The sequence below is a fragment of the Rhizobium sp. R711 genome, assembly GCF_002211365.1.
Taxonomy (GTDB): domain Bacteria; phylum Pseudomonadota; class Alphaproteobacteria; order Rhizobiales; family Rhizobiaceae; genus Rhizobium.
Window position 1 is genome coordinate 210409 of record NZ_LOKZ01000035.1, and the last position, 19026, is coordinate 229434.

The window sequence follows — 19026 nt, forward strand, 5'->3', positions numbered from 1 at the left end:
CTTATGCCGGGGTCTCGCAGACGGCGCTGAGCTTGTTGCCGTCCGGATCCCGCACGTAAGCCGCGTAAAAATTAGCGTGAAACGGCCGCAATCCCGGCGCGCCTTCATCAATGCCGCCTGCCGCAATTGCGGCGGCATGGAATGCATCCACATCAGCACGACGTTCGGCATGAAGCGCGACCATCGAACCATTTCCGTTCGACGCGCGCCTGCGATTGAATGGGGTGACGATCCAGAGCCGGCAGCGGGTATCCCCGTCGGCGGAGTAACCGATTTCCTCCTCTGAATGGCGCTGACGCCGGTAGCCGAGAAGCGGCAGGACGATATCGTAAAACCGCCTGGCCTGGTCGATGTCGTTGGTTCCGAGGGTGACGTATAGGAGCATGGTGCCGGGCATTCCAAGTCTTGGGAGATCGATCATCACCCAAGACCAGCCCAAAGATCAAGCTTCCGCGGCGTCGGGTTCCGCTTGGCGCCCCTTGAAGCCTTTCGCCAGCAGGAACATTTCCACGGATTCGGCGCGCGAGGATGCCGGCTTGACATGGACGACCTGCTTGAAGTGTCGCTTCAGCATGTTGAGAAGATCGCGCTCGGTGCCGCCCTGGAAGGTTTTTGCCAGAAAGTGTCCGCCTTCGCCCAGCACTTCAACAGCAAAGTGGGCAGCCACCTCACAAAGGTGCATGGTGCGCAAATGGTCGGTGCGGTGGTGGCCGGTGGTAGGGGCAGCCATATCCGAGATCACCAGATCCGGTGTACCGCCGACCGCTTCGATCAGCTGCGCCGGCGCTGAAGGATCGAGGAAGTCCAGCTGCAGGATCTTCACGCCCGGTAGCTGATCCATCTCCAGAAAGTCGATCGCCGCGACGCGGATATCCTCATCCGTCGACCCGGTGACCTTGGCAGCGATCTGCGACCAGCTTCCCGGTGCAGCGCCAAGATCGATGATGCGGCGAGCGCCCTTCAGGATATTGTGCTTCTCGTCGATCTCCAGCAGCTTGAAGGCGGCGCGCGCGCGATAGCCCTCGAGCTGGGCGCGCTGCACGTAGGGATCGTTGATGTGGCGCTGCAGCCATTGCCGCGACGACGCCTTCATCTTCTTGTTCTTGACGCGCTGGCCGAGTTTGCGGCCGGTGCGGTTACCCGCAATCGTTGGCTTCGCCATGCTTGTCCCCTATTTGCCGCGCTGGCCGCGGCGGTGGCGGTGGCGCCGCCAGACACCATCGTCCGCCATCATGTCTGTCAGCAGGCCTTCCCTCAAGCCGCGATCGGCAACGCGCATGCGCGGACTCGGCCAGCGGCGGCGGATCGCTTCAAGAATCGCGCAACCGGCGAGCACCAGATCGGCGCGATCCGGCCCAATGCAGGGATTGGCGGCGCGGCTTGCGAAATCCCACGACAGCAGCTTCGCCTGCATCGCCGAAACTTCGTCGTCTGAAAGCCAGATGCCGTCGACTTTGCGTCGGTCGTAGCGCGGCAGATCGAGATGGACGCCGGCGAGCGTCGTCACTGTTCCCGAGGTGCCGATGAGATGGAAGTCACCCGCATGACCGATATCGATCGCGGGGCAATCGAAGGCGGCAAGCATGCCTTGCACTTCGATCACCATGCCTTCGAAGACATCCGGGGTAACATCGCGTCCGCCGTGGCGCTCCGACAACGTTACGACGCCGACCGGAAGCGAGGTCCAGTGGGTGATGTGATTGGCGAGGCGATTGAAGCGGTTGTCGCCGATGCGGATGACCGCGATTTCAGAAGAGCCGCCGCCGATATCGAAAAGGACGACGGAGCGCGTCTCCCGCCCGACAAGGGACGAGCAGCCGGAAACAGCAAGCCGCGCTTCGGTTTCCCGATCGATGATCTCGAGCTCGAGGCCGGTCTCGACAACAACGCGCTCGAGGAACTGCGCCCCATTGCTCGCCTGTCGGCAGGCCTCGGTCGCGATCAGCCGCATGCGGCGAATCTCACGGTTCTTTAGTTTGGAGGCGCAGACGCGCAGTGCATCGACGGCACGGTCCATGGCGTCGTCGGAGAGGCGGCCGCTCGCCGCAAGCCCTTCGCCAAGCCGCACGATCCGCGAGAAGGCATCGACGACACGAAACTGACCCGGTCGCGTCGGCTGCGCAATCAGCAGACGGCAATTGTTGGTGCCGAGATCGAGAGCGGCATAAAGCTCATCCGGCCACGGGTGCTCATTATGGCTCCGCTGCCCGCCGTCGGACTGGCGTGCTGCACGATTGTCGTTGTGACCGGGTCGCGATTCGGCAGCCCCATTCCGTCCAGCGGGCGCTGGCTGCGGCTGGGCGGGATGGCCTACCGGCTTTTCGTGCACCAGCGGACGCCCCTGCAAGCCGCGCTTGCCACGATGCTTGCGGCGATTGCGACGGCTCGGCACCGATTCGCTGTCGCTGCGAACGCCCTGCCCTGCGACTGCGGAGATTTCGTTGCTTGTCCGATGCGGTTGCCCGGCCTCATCAGAGGCCCCGGCGCCACGACGACGACGCTTTCGCTTGCGCGCCGCGCTGCCGGCTTCAATTGGGCGTGCCGCCTCTCCGGTATCGCCGGAGAGGACATGCTGAGCGGACTGGTTCGCATTGCGGGATTGCCCGCCACGCTTGCCCTTGCGGCGCCTGGACTTCTTGCCGTCCTTGCGCCCTGCCGCCAACGCCCCGTTACCTTGCGACCTCTGGCCGCTTTCGGGGTCTTCCACGTTCTTTTTCCATCGCGCCGCGCAAGTCCAAAGGTATGCAGCAGGCGCTCATTCGATTTTGCGTTGCCGCGAAGATACCAGCGCATGGCGAAAACGCCAAATTCTTTTTGGCGCTAGAGAAACCGGCATTTTCGGGGGCATCAAAGACCTTCTCAAAGCCACGTGATTTTTTTCGAAACAGGTATTTGCAATCCGCCAGCTTTTGTTTATAAGCGCCGCACACCAGCGGAGCCGCTTCGCGCGCCGCACCTGCTGGGGAATAGTTCAATGGTAGAACAGCGGACTCTGACTCCGTCGATCTTGGTTCGAATCCAGGTTCCCCAGCCAATTTCCTCTAATTTCCCAAGATGCGTGCTCTCTCCAACGAGACAGATCCTTTTTAGGTATCGACAGCAGCGAGCGGTGTCGCCCTCACGCGACGATCAGCAGCCCGACACCGGTGGCAAGCAACACCAAGGTCCACAGCAGATCCACGTTGATCCAAGCGCTGCGCAATATCTCGAGCCCGACCCAGTGGTACACTGTCAGGGCAACGAGGCTTGTAACCGCCAACATCGCAAGCGTGTGGACGCCGACCGCTGCGATCGTCATCGCCGCCGACCCAATGCCGCCGATTTCGGGCAATGGCGGCTGGGCGAGACAGAGAGGTATCAGGGCAGGCAGGATCATGAGCCCCGCACCATGAGCCGTCGCCATCAGGAACGACCATAACGCAAGGCCGGCGAGCCCTGTGCGCAAGCCGATGCGAACGCGGCGACTGTGCCCAAAGATATGATGCCAGATTGCCCATGCAACAAGCGCTCCGCCGGTGGCCGTGCGCACAACATCCTGGTTCACGAAAAGGCCGGCGGCGACCACGGCTCCCGCCACCAGCGCGATGGAGAGAGCATGTCCGAGGGCGATGGCGGGCACTGCTTGAACCACCGCGATAAAACTCTGCCGATGAATGCCAAGCGCGACGGCGAACAGCCATCCCATGGCCGGATTGAGACCGTGAAAGGCACCTAGTCCCGCCAGCAGCATCCATGGCCAGAGCTCGTTCATCGGCGCCTCACTGCCAGACGTCGTTTCCCTAGGGATAACAGTAGGAATCCGACGAGCAATCTCCACCTTGCAGACGGACCTGATGCGGACGATGCGACTTCGGCCATTCCACGAAGAATTTCTCGTCGAAGGCAATGCCGCCGTCCGGCTGCGCGTCAAGCTTCACCATCCAGCCCGAGATGCCGTCGGGATAGAACTGCTCGTCGATCGCGCCATAGAGCGAGTTGGTGAAGTAGATACGGCGACCGTCGCGGCTGATCTCGACCATCTGTGGGCCTCCGTTGAGCGCGCCATTCTTCGCGCCCGGGTGTGACGCACGCGAAACGATGCCGCCGATCCGGACCTTGCCTGTCAGCTTCGGTTTCAAGGGATCGGAGACATCGTACTGAAGCAGATCGCCGGTTCCCCAGCAGGACACGTAGAGAAATCTGTCATCCATTGAGAGGTCAATGTCGGTGACGAGCGGTGGCACGGCGTTGAAGCCCTTGAGCATCGGCGGCAATTGGTCGGCATTGGCAGGCTCGGCCGGAATGTCGATTACCTTTGTTACCCCCCATTTTTCGCCATCACGATGCCAGACCCAGATTGACGAGGAGAGGTCCTCGAGGCTGAGCACGCAGTTGACAAAGCCATAGGCTTTGGTCGGATCGTGGGCGGGCCTAAGCTCGAACACGAGTTGATACTTGTCACCGAAATCGATCGTCTGCAGGTGCTTGCGCTTGTGCAGATCCCAGAAATGCAGACGGCGTCCGTATTTCGCGCCGAGCAGGATGTCCGGGATGAGGCCGTTTTCGAACGTATCCGGCGTACCCCACTCGCTGGTAACGAGCGTATCGTGGCCAAGGTGCCACCAGACGTCATAGGACAGCTGTTGCGGCCCCCGATCCATCTCCCACTGACCGCGGACGTCAAAGCTCTCGTGATCCATCAGGAAAATGCCGCCTGGTGCCTTGCCTTCGGCATTGCCGAGTGCGGCTACATAGATGCCCTCAGGGCCGCAGTGGATTGTGTGCGGCCGGGAATAGCCGGCCCGTTCAGCCACTTCACCGGGCTCGATCACCTTGACAATCGATGGACTCCGCCCATCCGGCTTGGTGTCGATGATATGGATGCGGGAGGATTTCAGTCCCGGTACCACCAGATAGCGGCGTTCAGCGTGCGGGTGCGGTGCGTTCGGACAGAGGCAGGACGAGCATGCGTTCCAGCCGAAATGATGCAATTCATCGCCGACGTTGGGCATCGCAAGCGCATTTAGGATCTGCCCGTAAGTGGCCGATGCCGGGTCGACATCGACGACCGCCAGCTCGTCGGGAACAGCTCGCGTCGGATCGAAGGCGACGACGTAGGCAATTGCCTCCGGCGCTGCCTTCATGGCCATGCGCGGTGACGGATAGAAGCTTGGATCAGGTTTCCACGTTACCATGTGAAGTGCTCCTGGCTAGCGTGTGCTGAACAATGAGAATGTTCGCTAGATGCTTGCCGACAGCCGACTCACGCTGCGGACGGGGCAGGATCCAAGAGTGTTTCGATGGGATAGGTTCGAAACCGGCTACACGAGCCACAGGGGCAATCCTCCCCATCCAATTGTCTCAAAAAATGGCGAAGTTGGGCAGTCCTTTTTTCGCAGCGGCTCTCGCCGCCGCTTCCACTTCACGCCGAAGTCCTTTTCCTGACATCCTCCGCCAGCTCCTGCATACGGTCGATCGGAATACGGCCGATCAGCATGAAGGCGTGCGTGGGGTTTGACCAATAGACAACGTTCATGCCGTGTCGGCCTTCGACGTCAGGTTCCTTCGTGCCGACATCCGAGCGGACAATGCACAACGCCAGCGGCCCCGTCTCGGGATCCAGATAGGCGATCTGCGCCAGTGGCTTGTCGTCATACTGCAACAGCTGGGCACGCTTGAACTCGATACCTGGCAGCGACACCGTCTGGGGTGACAGGGAAAGGCCAAGCTTATCGTCGAGGCGGGCCAATTGAGCGGCCTTCGCGTCATCGGACGGCGATGGGCCAGCCAGAGTATCCACTGTATAGAGGGCAATATATTCGGCAACGACAGTGCGCCATTCACTGCTTTCGTCAGGTGCATGCATGCGATTGCGAATGCCGATGAAGGCCCGGTCGCCGACAACACCCGCGACGAGGCAGGCAGCAATCGCACCAAGGAAGCCTCGGCGACCAGCGCGCGCGGCAGCCGGCTTTGCGTCGCGCGGCGCAACGCCGAGCATGGCATCAAGTTCGGTCTTCGGTGCTGCGGCAAGCAGCGGCTCGAAGGCTTGCCTGAACGGAAGGCCGCTACGCGACAGGAACTCCAGCCTTGCCGCCACACGCTCGTTCGAGTGGAGAATTGCCTCGATGCGCGATACTTCAGCATCCGACAGTTCACCGTCGATATAGGCCGTCAACTCTTCATCGGAAAGAATCAGGTGCTTGTCGTTCATGTCGCCCCCTCGCCCGAGACATTGGCTGCGATCTTGGCGCGCGCGGCGGCAAGGCGGCTCATCACGGTTCCGATCGGGATATCCAATACGCTTGCTACCTCCTTGTAGGAAAGGCCTTCCACATAGGCGAGGAAGACCGCGGCCCGCTGCGCATCCGGCAGCGCATTGACCAGTCGTAGAACCTGGTTCGCCATGACATGCGTTTCCGTGACATGGGCGCCATCGATGACCAAGGCCTCGTCGGCATCGACAAAGCCCTGACCGAGGCGCACGCGCCGCGACCGGATTTCATTCAACCAGATGGAATGCAGAATGGAGAACAACCAACGGTCCAGCCGCGTTCCGGCCTCGAACTGCTCGACGCGCTCGAGGGCGCGCAGGCAGGTCTGTTGCACGAGATCGTCGGCAATATCGCGGCGATGCGAGAGCACGAGGCCATAGCGCCACAACCGCACAAGATTATCCGCCAGGCCGCTCCTGATGTCGGCTTCGCTTATAATGAGAGCCTCCGCCACGGGTTTTTCTTCCAAAGCCGCCGGTTTCGCCGACGGCTTTGGTTTCGCGCGACTATAGGCAGGAAATGTGGTGTACGCGACCGGCATTTGGTAGTTCCCGTTCAACCGAAATTGCGCATTCCCGCTTTTCGTCAGTGTCATAGTTCCTACGGCTTGAGGATCGCTTCGTTGAGATCGCGATACGCCTCGCATTCGGTGCCGCAGATCGTCTTGATCGTTTCGAGCTGCTCCTTGGCGAGATCGAGGCGCCCCTTGATGACGTAGGCTTCGCCGAGATATTCGCGAACCTGCGCGTACTTGGGATCAAGCTCGACGGACTTCAGATAGTAAGAAATTCCTTCATCCGTACGCCCAAGTTTCCGGGTGGCGTAGCCCCGATAGTTCAGGGCTTCAGCGGTATTCGGGTTCTTCAGCGTGTCGAGCATGGCAAGCGCTTCGTCGTAGCGGCCGGCCTTTGCCAGCGAATAGGCGTAGTCCGTGCGGTTTTCTTCCGTCACATTGGCGCCGCTCTGCTTGACGCACTTCTTCGTTCTCCTGTCATACATCTGGCCCTTCTTGCAGGTCGGCATGGTGCTTTCGCTGCTGCTGCCTCCAGAGCCGCCGCTGGAGCCGCTGCTGCTACTGCTACTGCTACCGCCACCGCTGCCGCTGCCACCGCCACCCATCGCGAAGGCAGGGGCGGAAAGCGCGAAAGCGGCAATGCAGCCGCCGACCAGGATGGAAGCAATACGAACAGTCGCGATCGTCATGGGATATCTCCTAGGGAAATGACGTTGGCGGCGAGTGAACACTGCTGGCTGGCACTTTATTCGATTGCGTGTTCTTCTTTTTTCGGGTGTCGCAATCCCGACGCCGACGAATAAATGCAGGGCTGAGGTGTTAGCCGCTCACGCGCCGGCCACAAGGAGCATTCCGTGAGTGATACCGTAAAATTACTGAGTCTTGCCGTAGCAACGCCGGAACATGTCATCACACAGAAGGAGGCGGCGGCGACTTCCGCCCGTCTGTTTTCATCACGCTTCAAGGACTTCTCCCACCTCGCCGGCGTCTTTGACAATGCCGGCATCCGCAAGCGCTATGCCGCTCGCCCATTGGAATGGTTCATCGAGCCGCATGGCTGGCAGGACCGGATGGAAGCCTATGGCGAAGTGGCGCGCAGCCTGTTTTTCGAGACGGCCACCAATGCGCTGAAGAAGGCGGGCCTGCGAGGAAGCGACGTCGACTGCATCGTCACCATCTCGTCCACCGGCATTGCCACGCCGAGCCTTGATGCACAGCTCGCACAGAAAATGGGTTTTCGCTCGGATATCGAACGTGTTCCGGTTTTCGGGCTCGGTTGCGCGGCCGGTGTTTCCGGCTTCGCCATCGCCTCGCGGTTTGCCAGGGATCGGCCAGGCACAACAGTGCTTTTCGTGACAATCGAACTTTGCACGCTGGCGTTCCGGCTGGATGAGTTGACGCGCGCGAACATTATCGCCACGGCGCTTTTCGGCGACGGCGCGGCGGCCTGCATTCTCCGGGCAGGGCCGGAGGGAAAGGTGGAGGTCGAGTCGACCGGTGAGCATCTTTTCCCCGATACGCTTGGCATCATGGGGTGGAAGATTGACGACACCGGCTTCGGTGTGGTTCTCGCTCCATCGCTACCACCCTTTGCCGAGACCGAGCTCGGTCCGGCGGTTGACGGGATACTGAGCCGCAACGGTCTCTCTCGGGCCGACATCGATCGCTTCATCTGCCACCCCGGCGGCACAAGGGTGCTGGCTGCCTTGGAAAGTGCTTTGTCGCTTAAATCGGGAACGCTAGACCATGAGCGCGCGGTGCTTGCCGAATATGGCAATATGTCCTCGCCTACGATCCTTTTCGTGCTTGAGCGTGCCTTGAGGACGGGGCTACCGAAGCGCAGTGCCATGGTCGCCATGGGACCGGGCTTTACGGCAAGCTGCGTGACTTTAAAGAGGGTTGCATGATGTGGCCCTCAGTTGCACTCCTCGCCTTCGTGACGGTGCAGCGCCTCGGGGAACTCGCCCTTGCGCGCCACAATACACAGGTACTTTTGAGCAGTGGTGCGAAGGAGGCTGCGCCGCAGCACTACCCTTATATGGTGGCCCTGCATAGCTGCTGGATCGCCGGATTGTGGCTGCTGGCGATCGGCCGTCCGATCGAACCGCTATGGTTTGCCGTTTTCATGGCTCTACAGGCGGGCCGGCTCTGGGTCATCGGCACGCTCAAAGGACGATGGACGACACGCATCATCGTGCTGCCAGGAGCTCCGCTCGTCAGCAGTGGACCCTACCGGTTCTTCGCGCATCCGAACTATGTCGTCGTGGTAGGCGAGATCGCCGTCCTTCCTCGGGCTTTCGGCATGCCCGTCTACGCAGCGGTATTCTCGGTGCTCAACGCCGCAGTGCTGTACGTCCGCATCAAAGCCGAAAACAAGGCATTGAAAACGACAATGTTTTTGAAATGAAACGAAATTATTCGTTTGCCTGCCGCTTGGCGGAGCGGCATTTTCATTGCTTGCAATAGGTGGAATGCAAGGCAATGACAAAGAATGCAATCGTACTTGGCGCCGGTATCGTCGGCGTATCGACGGCCATTCACCTGCAGCGCCGAGGCCTGCAGGTGACGTTGATCGACCGCAAGCCGCCGGGCACTGAAACCTCGTTCGGCAACGCCGGTCTCATTCAGCGCGAAGGCGTTGTGCCATACGGCTTTCCGCAGCAGATCGGCGTTCTGATCCGCTACGCCTTCAACAACCGGATCGATGCCCACTATCACCTCCGGGCGCTGCCCGGACAGCTGGCGTTCCTTGGCCGCTACTGGTGGAATTCCAACGCCAAACGTCACGAGATGATTTCCCGCGCTTATGCACCGCTAATCGCGCACTCGATTTCGGAGCACAATGATCTGATTGAAGCGTCGAATGCGCAGCATCTGATCCGGAAGAATGGTTGGATGGAGATATTTCGCACGGCCGCCCGGCGCAATGCCGAATTCGCCGAGGCCGAGCGGCTACGCGCCGAGTTCGGCGTCATGCACGAGCAGTTGGATGCCGCTGACGTAACGCGGCTCGAACCCCACATCAAGGGCGATTTCGTTGGCGGTCTGCGGTGGCGTGATCCGTGGTCAGTGCTCGACCCGCTTGGCCTGACAATGGCCTATCGCACCCATTTCGAGAGCTTGGGTGGAAAGTACGTCACCGGTGACGCCAACTCCCTGGGTCGTTCCGGCGCGAGCTGGAGGGTGGTGACCAGCCAAGGCTCTCTGGATGCGGAGCACGCGGTCCTGGCGCTCGGCCCCTGGGCCACCGTGGCCACACGTCGGCTCGGTTATGCTTTTCCGCTCGGCGTCAAGCGCGGCTATCACATGCACTATGCCGCGGCAAACAATGCTACCCTCCACAACTGGACGCTGGACGCTGAGCGCGGTTACTTGCTTGCACCGATGAGCCGCGGCATCCGGCTGACGACGGGTGCTGAATTCGCCGCGCTGGATGCACCAAAGACACCCGTGCAGCTCGATCGAGCCGAGAAGGTGGCGCGCACGGTCTTTCCGCTCGGCGAGAGGCTTGATCCGGAGCCATGGATGGGCGCCCGCCCCTGCACGCCTGATATGATGCCCATTATTGGAAAGGCGCCTCGACACGACGGGCTATGGTTCGCATTCGGCCACGCTCATCACGGATTGACGCTGGGACCGGTCACCGGCCGCGCTTTGGCGGAGGTAATCACCGGCGAGAGGCCGTTCATCGATATTTCCGCCTATTCGCCGCAGCGTTTCATCTGAGCTAAGCGACGCCCAAAGACTTGAGATCACGGAGCGCCGTTGCCGCGATTCCTTCGACCGTATCGTCGATATCGACCGTCACGACGCCCGGCTCACCGGTCGGCACTTCGAGTGTCGTGAGTTGGCTTGCCAGCAATGATGGGGGCATGAAATGACCCTTGCGCTCACCCATGCGCTTCGTCAGCAGCTCCTTCGAGCCTGACAGGTAGACGAAGGACAGATTACCATTTACGGCGTTGCGTAACCGCTCGCGATAGGTGCGCTTCAGCGCCGAGCAGGAAACGGTGACGCCCTGCCCGCGATCAAGCGATGCTTTCATCGTTTGACCGATGAGATCGAGCCAAGGCATACGGTCGTCGTCCGTCAGCGGGATGCCCTTCGACATCTTCTCGACATTCGATGCCGGATGCAGCTGGTCACCCTCGACGAATTTTATGCCGAGGGTGTCCGAAATCTTCAGGCCGATCGAGGATTTACCGCAGCCACTGACCCCCATGACGATGATGGCGTAAGGGGTTTCGTTGGTCTCTGGCATTGCTTATCACTCCCATCGTTCCGGGACTCCCGGAGACGGGAGAACTCGACCCTAAGACACAGCGAGCGCCGTGCTCTTGCGCGCAAGGCGAGCCTTGATGGTGTCGACATCGGCGCGCGGCGTGGCAGCGAACAAGGTCTTCGTATAGCTGTGCTGCGGATCATTGAAAACCTGATCCCGCGTGCCGTACTCAACAGCCTCTCCGAAATACATCACCATGACATCGTCGGCCATGTAGCGGACGACCGACAGGTCGTGGCTGATGAAGACATAGGTGAGATTCAGTTCGTCCTGCAGATCGGCGAGCAGATTCAGCACCTGGGCCTGGACCGAAAGATCGAGCGCCGACACCGGCTCGTCGAGAACCAGGAGCCTCGGCTTCAACATCAGAGCACGAGCAATCGCGATGCGCTGACGCTGGCCGCCAGAGAACATATGCGGATAGCGGTTGAAATGGATCTCCTGCAGGCCGACCTTCTTCAACATCGCCATCGCCAATTCGCGCCGCTCGGCGGCGGGCGTATCGGTGTTGATGATCAGGGGCTCCATCAGGATGTCGCCGATCTTCTTGCGCGGGTTCAGCGAACCGTAGGGGTTCTGGAAGACGATCTGTACCTTGCGGCGAATTTCCGGTGTCAGATCGCCGGCAGCGATATCGACCTTCTTGCCATCGATAAACAGCTCGCCGCCGCTTGCCGGATCGATCATCGTGACGATGCGGGCGAGAGTCGACTTGCCGCAACCGCTTTCGCCAACGATGGCCAGCGTCTTGCCCTGCTCCACCTTGAAGCTCACACCCTTGACGGCATGTACGGTCCTCTCCTTCTTGAAGAGGCCGCCCGGCAGATAATAGTTGCGGACAATGTTCTTTGCTTCGAGGACTGGCGTCATTGGGCCGCTCCCTTGAAAATCTCGCCGATGGTCGGCAGTCGGTCGCCCGTGGCATTCTCCGGCAAGGCGGCAAGCAGCGCGCGGGTGTAATCGCTCTTCGGGGACTCGAAGAGCGACAGGACGTCGGCCTCTTCCATCTTGCGTCCCTTGTACTGCACGATCACGCGATCGGCCGTCTCGGCGACAACGCCCATGTTATGCGTAATCATGATGAGACCCATCCGATGCTCTGTCTGCAGCCGCATCAGGAGATCGAGGATCTGCTTCTGAATGGTGACGTCGAGTGCAGTCGTCGGTTCATCGGCGATCAGCAGCTTCGGATTGCAGGCAATTGCCATGGCGATCATGACGCGCTGGCACTGGCCACCCGACATCTGGTGTGGGAAATGGCCAAGGCGCTCGGCAGGATTGGGAATGCCAACGGCCTCGAACAGCTCGATAGCGCGCTTGCGCCGCGCAGCCTTGTCCAGCCCGAGATGGATCCGCAGAACCTCTTCGATCTGAAAGCCGACCGTGAAGCATGGATTGAGGCTGGCGATCGGCTCCTGGAAGATCATCGACATATCCTTGCCGATGATCTTGCGTCGTTCGCTTGCCGACATGCCGAGCAGATTGCGGCCGTCAAAGACCATCTTGTCGGCCGTCACCTTTGCCGTCCACGGCAGAAGCCCCATCGCCGCGAGCATGGACACCGACTTGCCGGACCCCGACTCTCCGACGATTGCCAGAACTTCACCCGCATCTACCTTGAGCGACACGCCATCGACGGCACGAAACGGACCCGTCGACGTCTGGAATTCAACGGCGAGATTTTCAATTTCAAGAAGTGCCATCTCAGGACCTCTTCAGTTTGGGGTCGAGCGCATCGCGCAGTCCGTCGCCCATCAGGTTGATGGCGAGAACGGTGATCAGGATGCACAGACCCGGGAAAGTGACGAGCCACGGCGAGCTCTGGAAGAATTCGCGCGCATCGGCGAGCATCGTGCCCCACTCAGATGTCGGAGGCTGGGCGCCCATGCCGAGGAAGCCGAGGGCTGCGGCATCGAGGATCGCAGCGGAAAACGCAAGCGTCGCCTGAACGATCAGCGGCGCCAGGCAGTTCGGCAGGATCGTCTTGAACATAAGACGGAAGGTGCCGGCGCCGGCTACGCGCGACGCTACGACATATTCCTTCTCGCGTTCGCTGATCACGGCAGCGCGCGTCAGTCGTACGAAATGCGGCTGGTTGACGATCGAGATGGCGATCATGGCATTGAGCAGACCCGGACCCAAAACGGCAACCAGCACCAGAGCGAGCAGCAGCGACGGGAAAGCCAGGATAATGTCCATGACGCGCATGATGAAGGTATCAACGCGGCCACGGAAATAGCCGGCGATCAGACCGAGCAGCACGCCGGCGACAGCCGACAGCGACGCGACGACGAGGCCGATGAACAGCGAGAAGCGCGTGCCATAGATCAGACGCGAAAGCATATCGCGACCGACGGCATCCGTTCCAAGCAGGAACATTGGATTGCCCTTTTCCGCCCAGACCGGGGGCACGCGTTGCATACCGTCGAAAGGAACGTTTGGATCATGCGGCGCAATCAACGGCGCAAAGATCGCCATCAAAAGGACCAGCAGGAAGATGCCGAAGCCGATGACCGCGCCCTTGTTGCGTGAGAAGTAGTACCAGAACTCAGAGAGCCCTGACGGCTGGGTCGACTTGGTGGTTATCACACTCATAAGCCGCTCCTAGTGACGAATACGTGGATTGATGAGACCGTACATGAGGTCGACGATCAGATTGACGATCATGATGATACCGGCGATCATCAACAGGCCGCCCTGAACGACGGTGTAGTCGCGCTTGAAGACGGCATCGACCATCCATTTGCCAATACCCGGCCAGGAGAAGATCGTTTCCGTCAGAATTGCGCCGCCGAGCAGCACGCCTACCTGCAGACCGATTGAGGTCACGACCGGGATCATCGCGTTGCGCAGCGCGTGCAGGCCAACGACGCGGATGGGGGCAAGGCCCTTCGAGCGCGAGGTCCGAACATAATCCTCGCCCAGCACTTCAAGCATTGCCGAGCGCGTCTGACGCGCGATGACCGCAAGCGGAATCGTACCGAGGACGATGGTCGGCAGGATCAACGAGACGAACGCCGACTTGAACGCACCGGCCTGACCGGACAGCAGACTGTCGATCAACATGAAGCCGGTGACCGGCTTGAAGAAATACATCAGCGAAATGCGGCCGGACACAGGTGTCCAATGCAGCGTGTTCGAGAAGAGAACGATGAGCAGCAGGCCCCACCAGAAGATCGGCATCGAATAGCCGACGAGGGCAACACCCATCACGCTCTGGTCGAACCAGGTTCCTCGTTTGACCGCCGCAAAGACGCCGGCGGGAATGCCAAGCACGATGGCAAAAATGATCGCGCAAAGCGAAAGCTCAAGCGTCGCCGGAAAGAGCGACCCGAACTCCTGCAGAACCGGGCGCTTGGTAACGATCGACGAGCCCAGATCGCCCTGCACCACGTTGCCGAGGTAATCCAGGTACTGAACGTAGACTGGTCTGTCGAGGCCGAGATCATGCATGACCTGGGCATGGCGTTCCGGCGCCATTACACGCTCGCCCGACATCAGCATGACCGGGTCACCGGGCAGCAGGCGGATGAACGAGAAGGCGATGAGTGAAACGCCGATGAAGGTTGGGATCAGGATCGCGAGGCGTCCGATGAGAAATCGCAACATTGGCAAGTGTCCATAGTGTTCCGGCGGTCAGGTATCAAACCTGACCGCCGGCCAAGCCCGGGGTTGCCGGGCATCTTTGCATAATTTTGATTACTCGGCGATATCAACGCCGTCGAAACGGTGAACACCGACTGGGTCCTGCACGAAGCCGGAAACCTTGGCGCTCATCGGTACGAATTCCGTGGAGTGATCGATCGTCGCCCACGGAGCTTCCTTCTTGAAGACGACCTGCGCCTGTTCGTAAAGCTTGGTGCGCTCTGCGACGTCGGCGGTCTTCTTGGCCTTCTTTACGAGATCGTCGAATTCCTTGTTGCACCACTGCGCGCGATTGTTGCCGCCGACGGCTTCGCAGCCGAGCAGAGTGTCAAGGAAGTTGTCCGGGTCGCCGTTGTCGCCGGTCCAGCCGAGGATCGCAGCACCGTCGCGGGCCTTGTCCTTGGAGAGCTTCAGGTATTCAGCCCATTCGTGGGTGACGATGTCGACCTTGACGCCGACCTTGGCAAGGTCAGCCTGCATCAGTTCAGCGGCGCGACGTGCGTTCAGCATGTACGGACGTGAAACCGGCATTGCCCAGATCTTCATGCTGAGATCCTTGACGCCAGCCTTTTCGAGCATCTTCTTGGCTTCGTCCGGATTGTAGGCGTCGTCCTGGATGGAGTCATTATACGACCACATTGTCGGCGGGATCGGGTTCTTGGCAACCTGGCCGGCGCCTTGGAAGACGGCCTGTACGATCGCCTGCTTGTTGATCGCCATGTTCAGCGCCTTGCGCACTTCGGCCTTGTCGAACGGAGCCTGGAGCGTGTTGTAGGCGAGATAGGAGACGTTCAGGCCCGGCTGTTCCAGAACCTTCAGGTTCGAGTCCGTCTGCAGGTCCTTGATGTCAGCCGCATTCGGATACGGCATGATGTGGCATTCGCCGGCCTTCAACTTCTGAGCGCGGACAGAAGCGTCCGGGGTGATCGCGAATACGAGATCGTCGATCTTTTCCTTGCCCTTGAAGTAGGCTTCGTTGGCCTTGTAGCGGATGACGGCATCCGGCTGGTAAGCAACGAACGTGTACGGACCGGTGCCGAGCGGCATCTGGTTCATCTGTTCCATCTTGCCGTCAGCCTGCAGCTTGTCGGCATATTCCTTCGACAGCACGGACGCGAAGTCCATTGCCAGGTCGGCAACGAAGGGGGCTTCCGGATGGTTGAGCGTGAACTTGACGGTCAGGTCGTCGACCTTCTCCACGGACTTGATCAGTTCGGGAAAACCCATACCGGCAGCGTATTCGTAGGAAACGCCTGCAACATACTTGGCCCACGGGCTGTCAGCCTTCAGCTGGCGCTCGAACGAGAAGACGACGTCGTCAGCGTTCAGATCGCGGCTCGGCGTGAAAAACTCGGTGGTCTGGAACTTGACACCCGGACGCAGCTTGAAGGTGTAGACCATGCCATCGTCGGAAACCGTCCAGCTTTCGGCCAGGCCGGGCTCGACTTCGGTCTTGCCATGCTTGAACTCGACAAGGCGGCTGTAGACCGTACGAGAAGAAGCGTCGAAGGTGGTGCCTGCAGTGTAAATGCCGGGATCGAAGCCTTCCGGCGAGCCCTCGGAGCAGTAAACGAGAGTTTTGGACCAGGCTGCGGATGCCATGGCCGAAGCCAGGACCGTCGCGGCCAACAAGACAGACATCTTTTTCATGATATCGTTTCCCAGGTTTGTTCTTTTCTTTGAGATCCCGGAAACCCTCCGGAATGACGGCAGATGGAACGACATTTATTTGCTGAAATCAACGACCGAAGTGGAAAATTTTTCCAGATGGACAACTTTAGTAATTTTCCGCCAAAAATGAGCCGCATTTAGAAATAAACGGATTGGATAAACACGATTCCTGTCGCATTTGGTATAATTTCGCGTCGGGGACAGCATCATTGCGCACGTCGCGCGCGAATTTTTCGCTTCAAACTCGCCTAAAGCAAAACGGCCGCGGCACACAAAAGTTGCCACGGCCGTATCAAAATCTTGTCATCGCAGTTCAGGCTGCCGGAGCGGCAACCGTCGGCTTGCGGTGCGGCTGTTCGCCCGTCAGCCCCAGCAGGAAGTTGATCTGCGGCCGCGCCTTGACGAGATCATCGATCGAATATTGCGCCAGCACGTCGAAGAAGGCGTTGAGCGCCTTGCGCAAGGCGGAGTTCAAACCGCAGCTGTCGACCAGCGGGCATTCGACCATACCGTCATCCTCGAAGCACTCTGCCATCGCAAAGCTGTCTTCCGTCACGCGAACCACGTCGAAGAGGCTGATGTCCTTCGCCGGCTTGCCAAGCCGCACACCGCCGTTGCGACCGCGAACCGTCTCGACCAGGCCGGCCTTGTTGAGCGGCTGCAGGATCTTGAACAGAAAGAGTTCAGAAACGCCGTATGCCTTGGCAATCTCCGGAATCCGGCTCAAATGCCCATCATTGGCGGCACAATACATCAACATGCGAACCGCATAGTTGGTCTGCTTGGTCAAACGCATGCCGATCTCCAGAATCGTCGTCTACAAGCAGTCTATATAGTGGCTTTGGTAGTTTTGAACAATTCCAAAATATGAAATTCATATTCAGCTTATGTGAGACGGATTGCCGCGACAATTTTTCAAGCGGTCCGTTCGGAGTCGGCAACTACCGGGACAGCACCCGAAGCATGCCCTTCGACCTCCTCAACGCAAATTGGGGGCCGCAGCCCCCAATTCGATAACATCATCGTTCTTTCGCCTTACTTCATCGTCGGCATGACGAATTCGGCGCCGTCCTTGATGCCCGAGGGCCAGCGAGCGGTGACCGTCTTAGTCTTGGTCCAGAACTTGATCGAGTCCGAACCGTGCTGGTTGAGGTCACCGAAGCTCGATGCCTTCCAGCCGCCGAAGGAATGGTAGGCGAGCGGAACCGGGATCGGGACGTTGATGCCGATCATGCCGATGTTGATGCGCGAGGCAAAGTCACGGGCGGCATCGCCGTCGCGGGTATAGATCGCGACGCCATTGCCGTATTCGTGCTTCATCGGCAGGTCGAGGGCTTCCTCGTAGTTCTTGGCGCGAACTACGGAAAGAACCGGCCCGAAGATCTCGGTCTTGTAGATGTCCATGTCGGGCGTGACATGGTCGAAGAGCGTGCCGCCGACGAAGTAGCCGTTTTCATAACCCTGCAGCTTGAAGCCGCGACCGTCGACGACGAGCTTGGCACCTTCCTCGACGCCGCGATCGATCAGGCCGCTGACGCGGGTATAGGCTTCCTTGGTGACCAGCGGGCCCATATCAGCCTTCTCGTCCGTGTATGGACCGATACGGAGCGACTCGATCTTCGGGGTGAGCTTCTCGACGAGGCGATTGGCGGTTTCCTCACCGACCGGGACGGCCACGGAGATCGCCATGCAGCGCTCGCCGGCGGAGCCGTAACCTGCACCCATAAGGGCGTTGACGGCCTGGTCCATGTCGGCGTCAGGCATGATGATCATATGGTTCTTCGCGCCGCCGAAGCACTGTGCACGCTTGCCGTTCATGGCAGCCGTTCCATAGACGTACCGGGCAATTGGCGTGGAACCGACAAAGGACACCGCGCCGATGTCAGGATCGGTCAGGATGGCGTCGACCGCAGCCTTGTCGCCGTTAACGACATTGAGGATGCCTGCCGGGAGGCCGGCTTCAATCATGAGCTCTGCCAGACGGATCGGAACGGACGGATCGCGCTCGGACGGCTTCAGGATGAAAGCGTTGCCGCAGGCAATTGCCGGAGCAAACATCCACATCGGGATCATGGCGGGGAAGTTGAACGGGGTGATGCCCGCACCGATGCCGACCGCCTGGCGCATCGAGTACATGTCGATTGCCGGGCCGGCGCCTTCCGTGAACTCGCCCTTCTGCAGATGCGGAATACCGCAGACGAATTCGCAGACTTCCAGACCACGAACGATGTCGCCCTTGGAATCTTCGACTGTCTTGCCGTGCTCGCTCGACAGCAGGGTGGCGAGTTCATCCATGTGCTTGTTCAGCAGTTCGACGAACTTGAAGAAGACGCGGGCGCGGCGCTGCGGGTTCGTTGCTGCCCACTTCGGCTGAGCGGCCTTGGCGTTCTCGACAGCGGCGCGCATGTCCTCGACGCTTGCGAGCGCCACCGTTGCCTGAACTTCACCGGTTGCCGGATTATAGACGTTGCTGGTGCGGCCGCTGGTGCCGGCGACATGCTTACCGCCGATGAAATGACCAATCTCACGCATGAGTGCTCCTCCTGTTTTTTGGATGGCGAACAATCGCACTACAATTTGCACAAATCAATGATCTGATATAAGCAACCGTTGTGCATAAATTGAAGCCAGCTAGATCAGGCTGACGCTTCCTGATCGTC

The 19026-nt window shown here is 59.9% G+C and carries 19 protein-coding genes and 1 tRNA gene; 4 read left to right on the plus strand and 16 right to left on the minus strand.

Annotated elements, in window-relative coordinates; all coding sequences use genetic code 11:
- Position 1: 1 nt before the first annotated feature.
- The 3 genes from ATY80_RS23275 to ATY80_RS23285 are packed head-to-tail and all read right to left on the minus strand — an operon-like array spanning position 2 to position 2707.
- Positions 2–385: a VOC family protein gene (locus ATY80_RS23275; protein WP_088694715.1), complete on the minus strand. Its 384-nt coding sequence runs from the start codon at positions 383–385 to the stop codon at positions 2–4.
- Positions 386–442: 57 nt separating this feature from the next.
- The gene (locus ATY80_RS23280; protein WP_088694667.1) at positions 443–1162 is read right to left on the minus strand and encodes an RlmE family RNA methyltransferase; all 720 of its coding nucleotides are present in this window, start codon (positions 1160–1162) and stop codon (positions 443–445) included.
- 9 nt (positions 1163–1171) lie between these two features.
- Positions 1172–2707: a Ppx/GppA phosphatase family protein gene (locus ATY80_RS23285; RefSeq protein WP_088694668.1), complete on the minus strand. Its 1536-nt coding sequence runs from the start codon at positions 2705–2707 to the stop codon at positions 1172–1174.
- A 253-nt stretch (positions 2708–2960) separates the two neighbouring features.
- Here ATY80_RS23285 and ATY80_RS23290 point away from each other — a divergent pair.
- Positions 2961–3034, plus strand: a tRNA-Gln gene (locus ATY80_RS23290).
- 84 nt (positions 3035–3118) lie between these two features.
- On the opposite strand, the gene ATY80_RS23295 is transcribed toward ATY80_RS23290, so the two are convergent.
- The 5 genes from ATY80_RS23295 to ATY80_RS23315 all read right to left on the minus strand — a co-directional run bounded on the left by ATY80_RS23295 (position 3119) and on the right by ATY80_RS23315 (position 7457).
- The gene (locus ATY80_RS23295) at positions 3119–3751 is read right to left on the minus strand and encodes a hypothetical protein (RefSeq protein WP_088694669.1); all 633 of its coding nucleotides are present in this window, start codon (positions 3749–3751) and stop codon (positions 3119–3121) included.
- Positions 3752–3779: 28 nt separating this feature from the next.
- A complete protein-coding gene (locus ATY80_RS23300) occupies positions 3780–5174 on the minus strand; it encodes a selenium-binding family protein (protein WP_088694670.1) in 1395 nt (464 codons plus the stop codon).
- Between the two features lie 227 nt (positions 5175–5401).
- On the minus strand, positions 5402–6193 hold the full coding sequence (locus ATY80_RS23305) for a Fis family transcriptional regulator (RefSeq protein WP_088694671.1): 792 nt from the start codon (positions 6191–6193) through the stop codon (positions 5402–5404).
- Positions 6190–6795 (minus strand): sigma-70 family RNA polymerase sigma factor, encoded by a 606-nt coding sequence (locus ATY80_RS23310; protein ID WP_088694672.1) that lies wholly within the window; start codon positions 6793–6795, stop codon positions 6190–6192. Before ATY80_RS23310 ends, ATY80_RS23305 begins: the two co-directional genes overlap by 4 nt.
- 59 nt (positions 6796–6854) lie before the next feature.
- On the minus strand, positions 6855–7457 hold the full coding sequence (locus ATY80_RS23315) for a tetratricopeptide repeat protein (protein ID WP_088694673.1): 603 nt from the start codon (positions 7455–7457) through the stop codon (positions 6855–6857).
- A 165-nt stretch (positions 7458–7622) separates the two neighbouring features.
- Between ATY80_RS23315 and ATY80_RS23320 the strand changes: the two genes are divergently transcribed.
- From ATY80_RS23320 to ATY80_RS23330, 3 genes are all read left to right on the plus strand, one after another.
- Positions 7623–8675: a type III polyketide synthase gene (locus tag ATY80_RS23320; protein ID WP_088694674.1), complete on the plus strand. Its 1053-nt coding sequence runs from the start codon at positions 7623–7625 to the stop codon at positions 8673–8675.
- Positions 8672–9175 (plus strand): isoprenylcysteine carboxylmethyltransferase family protein, encoded by a 504-nt coding sequence (locus tag ATY80_RS23325; RefSeq protein WP_088694675.1) that lies wholly within the window; start codon positions 8672–8674, stop codon positions 9173–9175. Before ATY80_RS23320 ends, ATY80_RS23325 begins: the two co-directional genes overlap by 4 nt.
- 74 nt (positions 9176–9249) lie before the next feature.
- On the plus strand, positions 9250–10494 hold the full coding sequence (locus tag ATY80_RS23330; RefSeq protein ID WP_088694676.1) for an FAD-binding oxidoreductase: 1245 nt from the start codon (positions 9250–9252) through the stop codon (positions 10492–10494).
- A gap of 1 nt (position 10495) precedes the next feature.
- Here the strand turns inward: ATY80_RS23330 and ATY80_RS23335 are convergent, their stop codons facing one another.
- From ATY80_RS23335 to ATY80_RS23370, 8 genes are all read right to left on the minus strand, one after another.
- Positions 10496–11029, minus strand: a complete 534-nt coding sequence (locus ATY80_RS23335) for a gluconokinase (RefSeq protein WP_088694677.1) — start codon at positions 11027–11029, stop codon at positions 10496–10498.
- 51 nt (positions 11030–11080) lie between these two features.
- Positions 11081–11920, minus strand: coding sequence for a dipeptide ABC transporter ATP-binding protein (locus ATY80_RS23340; RefSeq protein ID WP_088694678.1), 840 nt, complete (start codon positions 11918–11920; stop codon positions 11081–11083).
- Positions 11917–12753, minus strand: coding sequence for an ABC transporter ATP-binding protein (locus ATY80_RS23345; protein ID WP_088694679.1), 837 nt, complete (start codon positions 12751–12753; stop codon positions 11917–11919). Before ATY80_RS23345 ends, ATY80_RS23340 begins: the two co-directional genes overlap by 4 nt.
- A gap of 1 nt (position 12754) precedes the next feature.
- Complete coding sequence (locus ATY80_RS23350) at positions 12755–13645, minus strand: ABC transporter permease subunit (protein ID WP_088694680.1); 891 nt, start codon at positions 13643–13645, stop codon at positions 12755–12757.
- Between the two features lie 9 nt (positions 13646–13654).
- Complete coding sequence (locus tag ATY80_RS23355; RefSeq protein ID WP_088694681.1) at positions 13655–14659, minus strand: ABC transporter permease subunit; 1005 nt, start codon at positions 14657–14659, stop codon at positions 13655–13657.
- A gap of 90 nt (positions 14660–14749) precedes the next feature.
- Positions 14750–16345: an ABC transporter substrate-binding protein gene (locus ATY80_RS23360; RefSeq protein WP_088694716.1), complete on the minus strand. Its 1596-nt coding sequence runs from the start codon at positions 16343–16345 to the stop codon at positions 14750–14752.
- Positions 16346–16679: 334 nt separating this feature from the next.
- Positions 16680–17162 carry an iron-responsive transcriptional regulator RirA gene (gene rirA / locus ATY80_RS23365; RefSeq protein ID WP_088694682.1) on the minus strand — a complete coding sequence of 161 codons (483 nt, stop codon included), beginning with the start codon at positions 17160–17162 and terminating at the stop codon, positions 16680–16682.
- 239 nt (positions 17163–17401) lie between these two features.
- Positions 17402–18898, minus strand: a complete 1497-nt coding sequence (locus ATY80_RS23370; RefSeq protein WP_088694683.1) for a CoA-acylating methylmalonate-semialdehyde dehydrogenase — start codon at positions 18896–18898, stop codon at positions 17402–17404.
- Positions 18899–19026 lie beyond the last annotated feature (128 nt).